The 15,725-nt window shown below is 71.4% G+C and carries 13 protein-coding genes; 10 read left to right on the top strand and 3 right to left on the bottom strand.

Going from position 1 to position 15,725, the window contains the following annotated elements; translation table 11 throughout:
• Window positions 1-33: 33 nt before the first annotated feature.
• The 3 genes from wecB to ACV530_RS25160 all read right to left on the bottom strand — a co-directional run bounded on the left by wecB (window position 34) and on the right by ACV530_RS25160 (window position 3,159).
• A complete protein-coding gene (wecB, locus tag ACV530_RS25170) occupies window positions 34-1,164 on the bottom strand; it encodes a non-hydrolyzing UDP-N-acetylglucosamine 2-epimerase (protein WP_494334915.1) in 1,131 nt (376 codons plus the stop codon).
• Between the two features lie 175 nt (window positions 1,165-1,339).
• Window positions 1,340-2,044 carry a response regulator transcription factor gene (locus tag ACV530_RS25165; protein WP_494334914.1) on the bottom strand — a complete coding sequence of 235 codons (705 nt, stop codon included), beginning with the start codon at window positions 2,042-2,044 and terminating at the stop codon, window positions 1,340-1,342.
• Window positions 2,041-3,159: a PAS domain-containing sensor histidine kinase gene (locus tag ACV530_RS25160; RefSeq protein WP_494334913.1), complete on the bottom strand. Its 1,119-nt coding sequence runs from the start codon at window positions 3,157-3,159 to the stop codon at window positions 2,041-2,043. The genes ACV530_RS25165 and ACV530_RS25160 overlap by 4 nt, the downstream gene beginning before the upstream one ends.
• Window positions 3,160-3,234: 75 nt before the next feature.
• Between ACV530_RS25160 and folC the strand changes: the two genes are divergently transcribed.
• The 10 genes from folC to ACV530_RS25110 all read left to right on the top strand — a co-directional run bounded on the left by folC (window position 3,235) and on the right by ACV530_RS25110 (window position 15,663).
• A complete protein-coding gene (folC, locus tag ACV530_RS25155) occupies window positions 3,235-4,770 on the top strand; it encodes a bifunctional tetrahydrofolate synthase/dihydrofolate synthase (protein ID WP_494334912.1) in 1,536 nt (511 codons plus the stop codon).
• Window position 4,771: 1 nt separating this feature from the next.
• Complete coding sequence (locus ACV530_RS25150; protein ID WP_494334911.1) at window positions 4,772-5,125, top strand: DUF4233 domain-containing protein; 354 nt, start codon at window positions 4,772-4,774, stop codon at window positions 5,123-5,125.
• Between the two features lie 89 nt (window positions 5,126-5,214).
• Window positions 5,215-5,628, top strand: a complete 414-nt coding sequence (gene ndk, locus ACV530_RS25145; RefSeq protein WP_494334910.1) for a nucleoside-diphosphate kinase — start codon at window positions 5,215-5,217, stop codon at window positions 5,626-5,628.
• A gap of 282 nt (window positions 5,629-5,910) precedes the next feature.
• Complete coding sequence (locus tag ACV530_RS25140; RefSeq protein WP_004950903.1) at window positions 5,911-6,930, top strand: rod shape-determining protein; 1,020 nt, start codon at window positions 5,911-5,913, stop codon at window positions 6,928-6,930.
• A 124-nt stretch (window positions 6,931-7,054) separates the two neighbouring features.
• Window positions 7,055-7,993 carry a rod shape-determining protein MreC gene (mreC, locus tag ACV530_RS25135; RefSeq protein WP_494334909.1) on the top strand — a complete coding sequence of 313 codons (939 nt, stop codon included), beginning with the start codon at window positions 7,055-7,057 and terminating at the stop codon, window positions 7,991-7,993.
• 10 nt (window positions 7,994-8,003) lie between these two features.
• Entirely contained in the window at window positions 8,004-8,681 is a 678-nt protein-coding gene (gene mreD, locus ACV530_RS25130; protein ID WP_494334964.1) for a rod shape-determining protein MreD, read from the top strand.
• Window positions 8,678-10,816: a penicillin-binding protein 2 gene (mrdA, locus tag ACV530_RS25125; protein WP_494334908.1), complete on the top strand. Its 2,139-nt coding sequence runs from the start codon at window positions 8,678-8,680 to the stop codon at window positions 10,814-10,816. The genes mreD and mrdA overlap by 4 nt, the downstream gene beginning before the upstream one ends.
• Before the next feature lie 104 nt (window positions 10,817-10,920).
• Window positions 10,921-12,099: a rod shape-determining protein RodA gene (gene rodA, locus ACV530_RS25120; protein WP_494334963.1), complete on the top strand. Its 1,179-nt coding sequence runs from the start codon at window positions 10,921-10,923 to the stop codon at window positions 12,097-12,099.
• Between the two features lie 40 nt (window positions 12,100-12,139).
• Complete coding sequence (locus ACV530_RS25115) at window positions 12,140-13,657, top strand: CYTH and CHAD domain-containing protein (RefSeq protein ID WP_494334907.1); 1,518 nt, start codon at window positions 12,140-12,142, stop codon at window positions 13,655-13,657.
• A gap of 71 nt (window positions 13,658-13,728) precedes the next feature.
• Complete coding sequence (locus ACV530_RS25110) at window positions 13,729-15,663, top strand: TIGR03960 family B12-binding radical SAM protein (protein ID WP_494334906.1); 1,935 nt, start codon at window positions 13,729-13,731, stop codon at window positions 15,661-15,663.
• Window positions 15,664-15,725: the final 62 nt, after the last annotated feature.

The following is a 15,725-nucleotide window of genomic DNA, read 5'->3' as shown; positions in this document are numbered from 1 at the left end:
CGGGCGCGGGGCGGCGGTTGCGCGCGAAGGCGGTTATGCGGCGAGGCGCACGGGCACGGAAACCTCGGCGATGCGGGCCAGCAGGGCCGTGATCCGCTCCGAGGCGAGGCCGTCGCCGAACGGGCTCGGCAGCGCGGCGAGACGGCGGAGCCCCTCGGAGCCCTCCGCCAGCCGCTTGCGGGCGAGCTCGCCGATGCGCCGGCCGGGCTCGACGAGGTCGGCGAAGTCGGCCATGGCCTCGGGGCGTTCGGTGGAGCGGCGTACGACCACCAGCGGGCGGCCGAGGACGGTGACCTCCTCCTGCACGCCGCCGGAGTCGGAGACGATCAGCGCGGCGTGCCGGGCCACCGCGAGGAACTCGGCGTAGCCGAGGGGCGCGGTCACCACGAGCGGGGCGAGCAGCTCCGCCAGCCCGGCGGAGGCGATGCGGGCCCGGGTGCGCGGGTGCAGGGGGAGCAGGACGGGGGTGCCGTCGCCCGCGATGCCGGCCAGCTCGGTGAGCACGGCGCGCAGGGCCTCGGGGTCGTCCGTGTTCTCGGGCCGGTGGACGGTGGCCAGAACGTAGGAGTCGGCGGTCAGCCCGTGCCGCTCCAGGAGCGCGGCGCGCTCGGCGGCGCCGGGGAGCTGGTTGCGTACGGCCTCGACGACGGTGTTGCCGGTGACGGCGATACGGGCGTCGTCGATCCCCTCGGCGAGCAGGTTGGCGCGGTTGTCCTCGGTGGCGGCGCACAGCACGTCGGCGATGCGGTCGATGAGGACGCGGTTGTGCTCCTCGGGCATGTTGCGGTCGTGGCTGCGCAGACCGGCCTCGACGTGCAGCAGCGGGATGCCGCGGGCGTTGGCGGCCAGCGCACCGGCGAGGGCGGCGTTGGTGTCGCCCTGCACGACGACGGCCAGCGGCGGCTCGGCCGTGAACAGCTCGTCGAGCTGGGCGAGCGCGGCGGAGATCTGCACGGCGCGCGGCTGCCCGCCGACACCGGTGAGGAACGTGGGCTCGGGCAGCCCCAGCTCGGTCAGGAAGCGGCCGGACAGCTCCTCGTCGTAGTGCTGACCGGTGTGCACCAGGTGGGCGGCGGGGCCCAGCAGGCGGACGAGGTCGGTGAGCTTGACGAGCTCGGGGCGGGTACCGAGGACGACAGCGACGCTACGGGAGGGGAGAGACATGGGGGTGCTCCTGCTGGGGCTGACGGCGGGGACAGCACCAGACAGTGCGGGGGGTCGGTTGTCCGTGCGGATGGAGTTCGGTTGCGGGACGGTTGCGGATCGCTGCGCGGGGGGTGCGGGGGACTTTGGTCCCGGCCGTCCGGCCCGGGGCAACGCGGCTCCGCCGCGTTGGTCCTCAATCGCCGGACGGGCTGGAACCCTCCACCCGGTACCGGTACCCCAGCCCCCGCACCGCCTCCAGCGGATCCGCCGCCTCGTCCCCCGCCGCCTGCCGCAGCTTCCGCCGCAGCCTCAGCACCGCGAACTTCACCCGCTCCCGCCCCGTGCCCTCCTGGTCGTCCCACACCCGGTCGAGCAACTGGTCGGTCGTGATCACCCGCCCCCGGTTGCGGACGAGCACCTGGAGCAGCCGGTACTCGATGTCGCTGAGCCGGGCCTCCTGCCCCTGCCACACCGCCGAGCGGCGTTCGGGGACGAGCCGCAGCCCGTCGTCGAAGGAGTCCCCGGCCCAGCGGCCGGGCGCGCTGCGGCGCAGCAGGGCCTCGACGCGGGCGAGCAACTCGTCGTTGCCGAAGGGCTTGGGCAGGTAGTCGTCGGCCCCGGAGCGCAGCCCCCGCACCCGGTCGCTCTCGGCGCCGCGCGCGGTGAGCAGCAGGACGGGCAGGTCGCTGAGGTCCCGGGTGCGTTCGAGCACCTCCCAGCCGTCGAGCTCGGGCAGGCCGATGTCGAGGATCAGCAGGCCGGGCCGTTCGGCGAAGAGCAGGCGCAGCGCCTCGCGGCCGTCGTCGGCGTGGACGACCTCGTGGCCGGCCCGGGTGAGCAGGGTGCGCAGGGCGAGGGCGAGGTCGGCGTCGTCCTCGACGACGAGGACGCGCGTCATGGCACGTCCTCCTCGGGCGGCGGGGAAGGCGGGCCCGCGACGGGCAGGAGGATGGTGAAGACGGCACCCTCCCCCTCGACGCCACCGGCGGTGAGCGTGCCGCCGTGCAGCTCGACGAGCATGCGGCCTATGGCCAGCCCGAGCCCGGTCCCGGGGTAGCCGCCCGCGCGGGCGTTCGCGGCGCGTACGAAGCCGGTGAAGATGCCCTCGCGGGCGTCCTCGGGGATGCCGATGCCGGTGTCGGCGACCTCGATCGTCCAGTGCGCGCCGTGCGCCGCGGCGGTGACGGTGATCCGGCCGTCGGGCGGGGTGAATTTGGCGGCGTTCTCGAGCAGGTTGCCCAGGACGTGCTGGAGGCGGTGCCGGTCGCCGCGCAGGGCGGGGCCGGGCGCGCAGTCCAGGACGGTGAAGACGATCGGCCGGCGGGCGGCGGTCAGGAAGTCCAGGACGGCGTCCTGGAGCATGGCGGGCACGTCGACGGCCCCGAACTCCAGCTCGGGCGTGGTGGCCCGCATATGGGTGGTGAACAGCAGGTCGGATATCACCCGCTGCATGCGCTCGCCGTTGCGGCGGATGGCCTCGACGAAGGCGCGCTGCTCCGAGGTGAGGGCGCCGAACGCCGGGTCGGTGAGGAGCTCGCCGAAGCTGATGACGGTGGTGAGGGGGGTGCGCAGCTCGTGCGAGGCGGCCGCCGTGAAGGCGTTGCGCTGCCGGGCGAGCTCGGTGAGGGCGCGGTTGTCCCGCTCGAGGTCGTGCTCGCGCCGTTTCTGCTCGGTGATGTCGGTGAACGTCCACAGCGCGCCCAGGTAGGTGCCGCCGTGGCGGAGGGGCTCGACGCGGCGGCGTATGGTGCGCCCGTCGGCGAGGGGGATCTCGGCGACGCGGTGGACATGGGGCCGGGCGGGTTCCCCGCCGAAGGCCCGTACGAGCGGCACGAGCGGGACGAGCGGCCGCATGGGGGCGCCGGGGGAGAGGTCCGCCCGGCCCTCGAGGCCGAACATGCGGATGAATTGCCGGTTGACCGCCACTATCTCGTCGGCGGGGCTCTGCAGGAGCGCGCCGGCGGGCAGTGCCTCCAGGACCGCTTGGAGCCGGTCCCGGTCCTCGGAGCCCATGGAAAAACCGTATGCCAAAGCAGAGGGACGTGCTCCTTGCCCTGTGTGTCGTACCCGCTCCGTAGACTGGACGGCGTGAGCGAGCGCCCCCAGAACAACGACGACGACAGCACCGAGAATCCCGAGAACCCCGAGGACCGTTTCGACGAGATCGTGGACGCGGAAGCCGACCGCGACCCTGACCTCGCCGTGATCGAGGCAGGCAGCCGTACGCTGCGCACCCAGGCCGGGCCGCCGCAGGGCGACGCCGTGCCGGCCCGCCCCGCGGACCCGGAGGTCGACCGCGCGCTGCGCGAGGTGGAGGCCGAGCTGGCGGGGCGCTGGGGCGAGACCAAGCTCGACCCCTCGCTCGTGCGCATCCGCAAGCTCATGGACATCCTGGGCGAGCCGGAGCGCGCGTACCCCTCGATCCACATCACCGGCACCAACGGCAAGACCAGCACCGCCCGCATGATCGAGGCGCTGCTGCTCGCCTTCGACCTGCGCACCGGCCGCTACACCAGCCCGCACGTGCAGTCGGTCACCGAGCGCATCAGCCTGGACGGCGCGCCGATCAGTGCCGAGCGCTTCATCGAGACCTACCGCGACATCGAGCCGTATGTGCGGATGGTCGACGAGCGCGAGGAGTTCCGGCTCTCGTTCTTCGAGGTGCTCACCGGCATGGCCTTCGCGGCCTTCGCGGACGCCCCGGTCGACGTGGCGGTCGTCGAGGTCGGCATGGGCGGCACCTGGGACGCGACGAATGTCGTCGACGGCACGGTCGCGGTCGTCACGCCGATAGCGCTCGATCACACCGACCGGCTCGGCGAGACGCCCGGCGAGATCGCCGCCGAGAAGGCGGGGATCGTCAAGCAGGACGCCACGGTCGTGCTGGCGCAGCAGCCGGTGGACGCCGCACAGGTGCTCCTCAAGCGCGCGGTCGAGGTCGATGCGACGGTCGCCCGCGAGGGCATGGAGTTCGGCGTCGTCGCCCGCGAGGTCGCGGTCGGCGGCCAGCTGCTGACCCTGCGCGGGCTCGGCGGCGAATACCCCGGGATCTTCCTCCCGCTGCACGGCGCGCACCAGGCGCACAACGCGGCGGTGGCGCTCGCGGCGGTCGAGGCGTTCTTCGGCATCGGCTCGCAGCACGCCCGCACGCTGGATCTCGACGTCGTGCGCCGGGCCTTCGCCTCGGTCACCTCGCCGGGGCGCATGGAGGTCGTGCGCAGCAGCCCCACGGTCGTGCTGGACGCCGCGCACAACCCCGCGGGCGCGCGGGCGGCCGCCGAGGCCGTCACCGAGTCCTTCGGCTTCAGCCGGCTGATCGGCGTGGTCTCCACCAGTGCCGACAAGGATGTCCGGGGCCTGCTCGAGGCGTTCGAGCCGGTCTTCGCCGAGGTCGTCGTGACCAGCAACTCCACCCACCGCTCCATGGACGCCGACGAGCTGGCCGCGCTGGCGGTCGAGGTGTTCGGCGCCGAGCGGGTGCAGGTCGAACCGCGGCTGGACGACGCCCTCGAGGCGGCGATCACCCTTGCCGAAGAAGAGGGTGAGTTCGCGGGCGCCGGCGTGCTGGTGACCGGCTCGGTGTACACGGTGGGCGAGGCCCGGCTGCTGCTGGGAAGGAGTTGACATGCGGACGCTCTGCGCGAGCACTCTGATCGGTGAATTCTTCGTGATCGGCTTCGCCGGTCTGGTCGCGATGAAGATGACGGACCTGTCCACGGGCACGGTCTGGGCGGTCAGCGGCACGGCCATGGTGCTGAGCGTGCTGCTGTGCGGCATGATCGGCCGGCCCGGCGGGGTCCAGCTGGGCTGGGCGCTGCAGATCGGTCTGCTGGCGAGCGGCTTCGTCATCCCGACGATGTTCATCCTCGGCGCGGTCTTCGGCGGCTTGTGGTGGGCGTCTGTCCACTACGGCCGCAAGATCGACGAGGCGAAGGCCCGCTGGGCGGCCGCGGCGGAGGCCGCGGCAGAGGCCGCATAGGTCCAGGCCAGGTCCGGGGTGTCACCCCGGTGGGGTGCCCCTGTACCCTCTGGGCCACCACACTCGATCGCCCCGCAAGGAGCCGCAGTATGAGCCAGCGCACCCTCGTCCTCCTCAAGCCGGACGCCGTCCGGCGCGGGCTGGTCGGCGAGATCATCGGCCGCCTCGAGCGCAAGGCGGGCTGGGTGATCACCGCGCTGGAGCTGCGCACCCTGGACCGGGCGACCCTGGAACAGCACTACGCCGAGCACGTCGGCCGTGAGTTCTACGAGCCCCTGATGGGCTTCATGTCCTCCGGCCCCGTCGTGGCCATGGTGGTCGAGGGCGAGCGGGTCATCGAGGGTGTACGGGCGCTGGCCGGGCCGACCGACCCCATCTCGGCCGCCCCGGGTTCCATCCGTGGTGACTTCGGCACCATCACGCGCGAGAACCTCATCCACGCCTCGGACTCCGAGGAGTCCGCCGAGCGAGAAATCAAGATTTTCTTTCCGGGCCTCGCCTGATACTTGATCAGGCGCACGCCCATTGTGATCAGGGGCGACCGATTTTCCTTTCGGTCGCCCTCTGACATATGCGTGCCGAACGGGGGAACCTCTCACTCCGACACGACGTCACCATTACAGGGGAGGACTTGCGTTCCGCCGACAATGGCGGAGCATGTCGCGCCGCCTTGACCCGGTCGCGACTACGATGAAGTTTCCGCGCACCGCAGCGCACCACCTGCCGACCTCAAGTAAGCAATCGCTCCAGTTGGGAAGGCCAGACGTATCCTCATGGGGAACAACATGTCGTTCATCGGCCGTGACATGGCTGTCGACCTCGGGACCGCCAACACGCTGGTGTACGTCAGAGGTCGCGGGATCGTACTCAACGAACCGTCAGTAGTCGCCATCAATACCAACACCGGCGGCATCCTGGCAGTGGGTGCCGAGGCGAAGAAGATGATCGGCCGCACCCCGGGGAACATCGTCGCGGTCCGGCCTCTGAAGGACGGCGTGATCGCCGACTTCGAGATCACCGAGCGCATGCTGCGCTACTTCATCCTCAAAATCCACAAGCGCCGCTGGATGGCCCGCCCGCGTGTCGTCGTCTGCGTGCCCTCCGGCATCACCGGCGTCGAGCGCCGTGCCGTCATCGAGGCGTCCACGCAGGCCGGTGCCCGCCAGGTGCACATCATCGAGGAGCCGATGGCCGCCGCGATCGGCTCGGGCCTGCCGGTCCACGAGGCCACCGGCAACATGGTCGTCGACATCGGCGGCGGCACCACCGAGGTCGCCGTGATCTCGCTGGGCGGCATCGTCACCGCGCAGTCCATCCGCGTCGCGGGCGACGAGCTGGACAACGCGATCATCCAGCACATCAAGAAGGAATACAGCCTCCTGCTGGGCGAGCGCACCGCCGAACAGATCAAGATCACCATTGGCTCGGCGTACGACCTGGAGCAGGACGAGCACACCGAGATCCGCGGCCGTGACCTGGTCAGCGGTCTGCCGAAGACGGTGGTCATCTCGGCCGCCGAGGTCCGCAAGGCCATCGAGGAGCCCGTCAACTCCATTGTCGACGCGGTCAAGACCACGCTCGACAAGTGCCCGCCCGAGCTCTCCGGTGACGTCATGGACCGGGGCATCGTGCTCACCGGCGGCGGCGCCCTGCTGCGCGGCCTCGACGAGCGGCTGCGCCGCGAGACCGGCATGCCGATCCATATCGCCGAGGACCCGCTGGACTCCGTGGCGCTCGGCTCCGGCAAGTGTGTCGAGGAATTCGAGGCGTTGCAGCAGGTGCTGGACGCCCAGCCCCGTCGTTGATGGTGCGTTGATGGTGGGTGGCCGGATCAGGCCCGAACAACCTGATATACAGGCACAACGCTGCCGATGACCGGCTCGGGCCCGCAGTCGGGGCCGGTCCGACGAGAAGGGCATGCCGCCGCACGTGAGGGACACACGAGAGAGTCGGCTGCTGTTGGTTCTACTGGTCGCCGTCGCGTTCGCGTTGATCACGATCGACATTCGCGGCGGCGAGCAGTCCCCCCTGGACGGTGTCCGGCACGGCGCCGCCTCGGCGTTCGGCCCGGTGGAGAAGGGCGTCGCCGCGGCCGTCGACCCGGTGGCGAACGCCGTCGCCGCCATCCGGGACTCCGGTGACCGCAGCAAGAGGATCACCGACCTCGAGCGCGAGAACACCGAGCTCAAGCAGCGGCTCGGCAGCGACGACCGCAACCGCGCCCGGGTCCGTGAGCTCGACAGCATGCTCAAGACCGGGGGCCGAGGCCAGTACGGCATCAAGGCCGCCCAGGTCATCGCCATAGGAGCGGCCCAGGGCTTCTCCTGGACCGTCACCATCGACGCCGGCAGCAACGACGGCATCCGGCGCGACATGACCGTGCTCAACGGCGACGGCCTCGTCGGCCGGGTGACCACCGTCGCACCGTCCACCGCCACCGTGCTGCTGGCCAGCGACCCCAAGTTCACCGTCGGCACCCGGCTCGAGAAGAGCGGCGAGATCGGCTTCGCGGGCGGCCAGGGCGACAGCACCCTGCGCGTGGAACTCCTCAACGGCAAGGCGGCCGTTCACCGCGGCGACCGGCTCGTCACCTTCGGCTCCAGCAAGGACAAGCCGTTCGTGCCCGGCGTCCCCGTCGGCGAGGTCGTCCGTGTCGAACCGGCCGGCGGCAGCCTCACCCGCACCCTCCAGGTCCGTCCCTTCGTCGGCTTCAGCAAGCTCGACCTCGTCGGCGTCGTCGTCCAGCCGCCCCGCGCGGACCCCCGGGACTCGGTACTGCCGCCCAAGCCGGAAGCGCCCAAACCGACGCCCACGGTGACCGTCACGGCCACACCCTCAGCGAGCGCCAACCCCAGCCCCAGGGACTGAACCGATGCCGATGCGCCTCAACCGGATTCTGCTCTCCACCGCGCTCGTGGTGATCGCCCTCGTGCTGCAGGTCTGCGTCTTCGCCCGGCTCCATCTGCCCGGCGCCGTCCCCGACCTGCTGCTGCTCGTCGTCGTCGCCCTCGGCCTCGTCTACGGGCACGCCGGCGGCTGCCTCGTCGGCTTCGGCGCGGGCCTCCTCGCCGACCTCGCCCCGCCCGCCGACCACGCCGCCGGGCGCTACGCACTGGTGCTGTGCGTCGTCGGCTACGCGGTCGGCCTGGCCCGCCCGGAGACCGGGCGGCTGCGGTCGGCCACGGTCCCGATGCTCGTCGTCGTGGCCGCGGCCATCGCCTCGACGCTGCTGTACGCCGGGGTCGGCTCGCTCGTCGGCGACACCGCCGCCCGCCATGTCGGCCTGACCGGGCTGCTGTTCACCGCCACGCTCTACGACCTGCTGCTCGCGCCCTTCACCGTGCCACTGATCATGGCGCTCGCCCGCAAGGGCGAGAGCGACCAGCTCACCGGTGACGGCGCCCCCGTCACCGGCGGCGACGGCTCGTACGGCTGGCTCTCGAGCGTCAGCCTCCGCGGCAGCCGGACGAGCCGCCTCGGCGGCGGCCAGCGCGGGGGGCTGCTGGTGCGGGGGACGAGCCGGAGGGCCTGGGGCAAGGGGGGCAAGCGGCTATGAGCAACATCCCGGAGACCGGACGGACTTCGCGGGTCAGTATCCGGCTCATCGTCATCCAGATCCTCGTCGTCTCCCTGCTCGTCACCCTCGGCGGCCGGCTCTGGTACCTCCAGATCCGCAACGGCGACCAGTACACCGCCGAGGCCGCCAACAACCACATCCAGCAGGTCATCGCCCCCGCCACCCGCGGATCGATCCTCGACGCCCGCGGGGTGCCGCTCGCCGACAACCAGACCCGGCTCGTCGTCTCCGCCAACCGCACCGACCTGATGAAGATGCGCGACAAGGGCAAGGGCGTCATCGGCCGGCTCTCCGCCGTCCTCGGCCTGAAGCCCCGGGACGTCGCGGACAAGGTCCGGCTGTGCGACGCCAAGACGCCCAAGCCCTGCTGGGCCGGCTCGCCCTACCAGCCCATCCCCATCACCGACGAGGCCACCACCCAGCAGGCCCTGCAGATCCGCGAGCGCGCCGAGGAGTTCCCCGGCATCACCGCCGAGCCCATGGCCGTACGCCGCTACGGCGCACCGGGCGGCGCCAACGCGGCCCAGGTGCTGGGCTATCTGTCGCCCGTCACCAACGACGAGATGACCAAGTCCAAGGAGTCCGAGACCCCGCTCGTCCGCTCCGACCAGGTCGGCCGCTCGGGGCTCGAGCGGCAGTACGACACCCAGCTGCGCGGCAAGGCCGGGATCACCCGCTACGAGGTCGACAACCTCGGCCGCGTCATCGGCAAGGCCAAGAGCGACAAGGCCGAGCCCGGCGCCAACATCGTCACCAGCATCGACGCCCGCGTGCAGGCCATAGCGGAACGGGAGCTGGACCAGGCGATGAAGGACGCCCGCCAGGAGTACGACCACAACACCGGCGAGAAGTACAAGGCCGACGCCGGTGCCGTGGTCGTCATGGAGTCGAGGACGGGCCGTGTCGTGGCCATGGCCTCCAACCCCACCTACGACCCCAACGTCTGGGTGGGCGGCATCTCCGGCAAGGACTACCAGAACCTCACCGGCAACGACTCCGACTACCCGCTGCTCAACCGGGCCATCCAGGGTCAGTCCGCGCCCGGTTCGGTGTTCAAGGTCATCTCGGCCACCGCGTCCGTCAACGCCGGCTACGGCTTCAACGACAACTACAACTGCTCCAGCTCGTACAGCATCGGCCGGCAGACCTTCGCCAACTACGAGTCCAAGGGCTACGGCCCCATCAACATCGGCCGCGCGCTCGAGGTCTCCTGCGACACCGTCTTCTACGACCTCGCGTACCGCCAGTGGCAGAAGGACGGGGGCAACAACCCCAAGAACCCGGCGGACTGGTTCTACAAGACGGCCCACCAGTTCGGTCTCGGCAAGGAGACCGGCATCGACCTCCCGAACGAGGTGCGCGGCCGCGTCCCCGACCGCGACTGGAAGAAGCGTTACTGGGAGGCCAACAAGGACGCCTGGTGCAAGCAGGGCAACAGCCCCAAGGACTACGCGGGCCAGATCGCCAAGGAGAACTGCGAGTCCTTCGCCCGGATGCGCGCCGGTGACTCCGTCAACTACTCCATCGGCCAGGGCGACACCCTCGTCACCCCCATCCAGATGGCCACCATCTACGCCGCCGTCAGCAACGGCGGCACGCTCTGGAATCCCACCATCGGCAAGGCGGTCGTCAGCCCCGACGGCAAGGACGTCCGGGAGATCAAGCCGGCCGCGCACGGCAGGCTGCCGTTCAAGGGCAACACCCGCAACCAGATCGACGCCGCCCTCGCCGGCGTGGCCACCGAGGGAACGGCCGCCTGGCGGTTCGGCGGCTGGCCGCAGAAGGAGATCCCGATGCACGCCAAGACCGGCACCGCCGAGGTCGCCGGCAAGCAGACGACCTCCTGGTTCGCGACGTACACCAAGGACTACACGGTCATCATGACGATCTCCCAGGGCGGCACCGGCTCCGGTGCCTCCGGCCCTGCGGTGCGCAACATCTACAACGCCCTCTACGGTGTCGACGGCAATGGCAAGATCGACGAGAAGAAGGCGCTGCTGTCCCACCCCGAGGCCGGGCTGCCGAAGATCGACAAGGACGGCAGCATCCAGGCCCAGCACGTCGACCCGCCGCCGTCCCCGTCCGCGAGCCCGTCCCGCAAGGAGGACGAGTGAGCGGCGCACGCACGGCCGCCGGGCTGCAGACGAAAGCGATAGCCGCACCTCTGCGCCGTGCGGGCGGAGAAGCGAACAGAGGGAGGGGGCGCGTCGTTGCTCCTATACGGCGCTTCGCTCCCGGACGCTCCGGCCGGGAGCGGCTCGCCGGCCGCGACTCCGTCCTGTGGCGGCTCGACTGGCCGATGCTGCTCGCCGCTCTCGCGCTCTCGGTCATCAGCACCCTGCTCGTCTACTCGGCGACCCGGGGACGCCACCAGCTCACCCACGGGGACCCGCACTACTTCCTGCTCCGCAACATCCTCAACACCGGCATCGGCGTCGCCCTCGCCGCCGGGGTGATCTGGGCCGGACACCGGGCGCTGCGCGGGGCCGTACCGGTGCTCTACGCCCTGTCCGTCCTGGCCACCGCCTCCGTGCTCACCCCGCTCGGGGCGACGATCAACGGTGCCCGGTCCTGGATCCAGCTCGGCGCCGGCTTCTCGATCCAGCCCTCCGAATTCACCAAGATCACCATCATCCTGGGCATGGCGATGCTGCTCGCCCGGCAGGTCGACGCGGGGGACCGGGACCGTCCCGGTCACCGCAGCGTCCTGCAGGCCCTCGGTGTCGCAGGCCTGCCGGTCCTGGTCATCCTGCTGATGCCCGACCTCGGCTCGGTCATGGTCCTGGTGGTGATCGTCCTCGCCGTCCTGCTGGCCTCCGGCGCCTCGAACCGCTGGATCGCCGGCCTGGCCGGGGCCGGGGTGCTCGGCTGCGTCCTCATCTGGCAGCTCGGGATCCTCGACGAGTACCAGATCAATCGTTTCGCCGCCTTCGCCGACCCGTCCTTCGACCCGATGGGCATCGGCTACAACACCATGCAGGCCCGCATCGCCATCGGCTCCGGCGGCCTGACCGGCGCGGGCCTCTTCCACGGGCCGCAGACCATCGGCCAGTTCGTACCGGAGCAGCAGACCGACTTCGTCTTCACCGTCGCGGGCGAGGAGCTCGGCTTCGTCGGCGCGGGCGCCATCATCCTGCTGGTCGGGGTGGTGCTGTGGCGCGGGTGCCGGATCGCCCGGGAGGCGACCGACCTGTACGGGACGATCGTGGCCGCCGGGATCATCGCCTGGTTCGCCTTCCAGTCCTTCGAGAACATCGGCATGACGCTCGGCATCATGCCGGTCACCGGACTGCCGCTGCCCTTCGTCTCCTACGGCGGCTCGTCGATGTTCGCCGCCTGGATCGCCGTGGGGCTGCTCCAGGCGATCAGGACCCAACGTCCGCTCGTGGCGGCATAGGGTCTGCCGTCCCGCTCGTTCGCCGACTAGATTCGGCGACATGGCGGACACCGTGCGAGAGATCGAGCGGAAGTACGAATCCGGCGATGAACCGGGCGCGGCCCGGCTCCCCGACCTGAGCAAGGCCGCGCCCGTCGCGAGCGTCACCGACCGGGGCACGGCCGAACTGGACGCCGTCTACTACGACACCGCCGACCACCGGCTCCTCGCCGCCGGCATCACCCTGCGCCGCCGCACCGGTGGCGACGACGCCGGGTGGCACCTCAAGCTCCCCGTCGCCCCCGGGGTACGGGACGAGATCCGCGCCCCGCTCTCCGCCCGCGTCCCGCGCGCCCTCGCGGCGCTCGTCCGCTCCCGGACCCGGGACACGGCGCTGCTGCCGGTCGTACGGATCGCCACCCGGCGCCGCGTACAGCACCTGCTCGACGACCGGGGCGCCCTGCTCGCCGAGGCCTCGGCGGACGACGTCACCGCCACCCGCCTGCACGGCGAAGAGGGTACGGTCCGCTGGACGGAGGTCGAGGTCGAGCTGGCCCGGGACTCCGGCCCCGAGCTGTTCGACGCCCTCGAACCCCGCCTGCGCAAGGCGGGGTTGAGGCCCGCCGCATGGCCCTCCAAGCTCGCTCGCGCGCTGGAACGGCACGAGGAGCCACCGCGCAAGCGCAAGGGCAGGCCCACCGCGGGGGACTGCGTCCTCGCATACGTCCGCGAACAGGCCGAGGCCATCGCCGCCCTCGACCCCGGGGCCCGCCGCGGCACCGAGGACGCCGTGCACCAGATGCGCGTCGCCACCCGGCGGCTGCGCGGCGCCTTCCGCTCGTACGGCAAGGTCCTCGACCGGCGGGCCACCGACCCGCTCGGCGAGGACCTCAAGTGGCTCGCCGCCGAGCTGGGCGTCGACCGCGACCGCGAGGTGCTCGCCGACCGGCTGCGCGAGCGGCTCGGCGAGGTGCCGCGCACCCTGGTCCGCGGGCCCGTCCGCGCCCGGCTGCGCTCCTGGTCGAGCGGCCGCCGCGGGGCGTCGCGGCGGCGCGTGGCCGCCGTCCTCGACAGCAAGCGCTACCTCGCGCTGCTCGATGCCCTCGACACCCTCCTCGCCGACCCGCCGCTGGGGCCCGCCGCCGCGCGCCCGCCCCGGCCGGTGCTGGCCAAGGCCGTGCTGCGCGACTACGGCCGCCTCGCCGCCCGCGTCGAGCACGCCCTCGCGGCGGACCCGGGCACCGGGCGGGACACCGCCCTCCACGAGGCCCGCAAGGCCGCCAAGCGTGCCCGCTACGCGGCGGAGGCCGCGACCCCGGCCCTGGGCCGGGACGCGGGCCGCTTCGCCCGTCAGATGAAGGCCGTACAGACCCTGCTCGGCGACCACCAGGACAGCGTCATGGCCCGCGGCGCCCTCCGGGGCCTCGAGGCCGAGGCCCACGCCGCGGGGGAGCCGGGCTTCACGTACGGGCTGCTGTACGGCCGCGAGGAGCAGCGCGCCGCCGACGACGAGCGGGCGCTGCCCGGGGTGTGGGGCGAGGCGTCCGCACGGCGGTGGCGGGAGGGCCTGGGGGCGTGACCCGAATGGGCCCTTCGCGGGCGGGTTACCCTTGAGGGTCACCCCTGTCCGCTCATGAGAGACATTCGCGAATGCCTGTCGAGTCGGTCGAGTCGGTCTTCCCACGCTTGGAAGCCCTTCTTCCGCACGTTCAGAAGCCGATCCAGTACGTCGGTGGCGAGCTGAACTCCACCGTCAAGCCTTGGGAAAGCACTGACGTCCGCTGGGCGCTCATGTACCCCGACGCCTACGAGGTCGGTCTGCCCAACCAGGGCGTCATGATCCTTTACGAGGTCCTCAACGAGCAGGAGGGCGTCCTCGCCGAGCGCACGTACAGCGTGTGGCCGGACCTCGAGAAGCTGATGCGCGAGCACGACGTGCCGCAATTCACCGTGGACGCGCACAGGCCGGTCAAGGCCTTCGACGTCTTCGGCCTGAGCTTCTCCACCGAGCTCGGCTACACCAACATGCTCACGGCCCTGGACCTGTCCGGCATCCCGCTGGAGGCCAAGGACCGCGGCATCGACGACCCGGTCGTCCTGGCCGGCGGGCACGCCGCGTTCAACCCCGAGCCCATCGCCGACTTCATCGACTGCGCCGTCATCGGCGACGGCGAGCAGGCTGTGCTGGAGATCACGAAGATCGTCCGCGCCTGGAAGCAGGAGGGCCGCCCGGGCGGGCGCGACGAGCTGCTCTTCCGCCTGGCGAAGACGGGCGGGGTGTACGTCCCCAAGTTCTACGACGTGGAGTACCTGGCCGACGGCCGGATCGGCCGCGTCGTGCCCAACCGCTCCGGCGTGCCGTGGCGCGTGTCCAAGCACACCGTCATGGACCTCGACGAGTGGCCCTACCCCAAGCAGCCGCTGGTCCCGCTCGCGGAGACCGTGCACGAGCGGATGTCCGTCGAGATCTTCCGCGGCTGCACGCGTGGCTGCCGCTTCTGCCAGGCGGGCATGATCACCCGCCCGGTGCGTGAGCGCAGCATCACCGGTATCGGCGAGATGGTGGACAAGGGCCTGAAGGCGACCGGCTTCGAAGAGGTCGGCCTGCTCTCCCTCTCGTCCGCCGACCACACCGAGATCGGCGACGTCGCCAAGGGCCTGGCCGACCGCTACGAGGACGACAAGATCGGCCTCTCCCTGCCGTCGACCCGCGTCGACGCGTTCAACGTCGACCTGGCCAACGAGCTGACCCGCAACGGCCGTCGCTCCGGTCTGACCTTCGCCCCCGAGGGCGGCTCCGAGCGCATGCGCAAGGTCATCAACAAGATGGTCTCGGAAGAGGACCTCATCCGGACCGTCGCGACCGCGTACGGCAACGGCTGGCGCCAGGTGAAGCTGTACTTCATGTGCGGCCTGCCCACCGAGACCGACGAGGACGTCCTCCAGATCGGCGACATGGCGGTCAACGTGATCGCCAAGGGCCGTGAGGTGTCGAAGTCCAACGACATCCGCTGCACCGTGTCCATCGGCGGCTTCGTGCCCAAGCCGCACACGCCGTTCCAGTGGGCCCCGCAGCTCTCCGCCGAGGAGACCGACGCCCGGCTGCAGAAGCTGCGCGACAAGATCCGCGGCGACAAGAAGTACGGCCGCTCCATCGGCTTCCGCTACCACGACGGCAAGCCCGGCATCGTCGAGGGCCTCCTCTCGCGCGGCGACCGCCGCGTGGGCGCGGTCATCCGCGCCGTGTACGAGTCCGGCGGCCGCTTCGACGGCTGGCGCGAGCACTTCAGCTACGACCAGTGGATGAAGAGCGCGGAGGAGACGCTGCCGCCGCAGGGCGTGGACGTCGACTGGTACACGACGCGTGAGCGCACGTACGAGGAGGTCCTGCCCTGGGACCACCTGGACTCCGGTCTCGACAAGGACTGGCTCTGGGAGGACTGGCAGGACGCCCTCGACGAGACCGAGGTCGAGGACTGCCGCTGGTCGCCGTGCTTCGACTGCGGGGTCTGCCCGCAGATGGACACCTCCATCCAGATCGGCCCCACGGGCAAGAAGCTTCTGCCGCTTTCCGTGGTCAAGTAGGACCGTGGGGGGGGGGGGGGGGGTGTGTCCCCCCCCCCCCCCCCCCCTCCCCCCCCCCGGAG

It is taken from the genome of Streptomyces sp. SX-6 (genome assembly GCF_059089585.1).
This window is presented reverse-complemented; position numbering and strand designations above follow the sequence as displayed.

Coding starts and splice junctions, on each gene's coding strand:
- ACV530_RS25115 (WP_494334907.1), top strand. CDS start 12,140: ATGGCGGACACCGTGCGAGAGATCGAGCGGAAGTACGAATCCGGCGAT.
- ACV530_RS25110 (WP_494334906.1), top strand. CDS start 13,729: ATGCCTGTCGAGTCGGTCGAGTCGGTCTTCCCACGCTTGGAAGCCCTT.
- ACV530_RS25140 (WP_004950903.1), top strand. CDS start 5,911: ATGTCGTTCATCGGCCGTGACATGGCTGTCGACCTCGGGACCGCCAAC.
- ACV530_RS25160 (WP_494334913.1), bottom strand. CDS start 3,159: ATGGGCTCCGAGGACCGGGACCGGCTCCAAGCGGTCCTGGAGGCACTG.
- mrdA (WP_494334908.1), top strand. CDS start 8,678: ATGAGCAACATCCCGGAGACCGGACGGACTTCGCGGGTCAGTATCCGG.
- mreD (WP_494334964.1), top strand. CDS start 8,004: ATGCGCCTCAACCGGATTCTGCTCTCCACCGCGCTCGTGGTGATCGCC.
- ACV530_RS25165 (WP_494334914.1), bottom strand. CDS start 2,044: ATGACGCGCGTCCTCGTCGTCGAGGACGACGCCGACCTCGCCCTCGCC.
- ndk (WP_494334910.1), top strand. CDS start 5,215: ATGAGCCAGCGCACCCTCGTCCTCCTCAAGCCGGACGCCGTCCGGCGC.
- wecB (WP_494334915.1), bottom strand. CDS start 1,164: ATGTCTCTCCCCTCCCGTAGCGTCGCTGTCGTCCTCGGTACCCGCCCC.
- ACV530_RS25150 (WP_494334911.1), top strand. CDS start 4,772: ATGCGGACGCTCTGCGCGAGCACTCTGATCGGTGAATTCTTCGTGATC.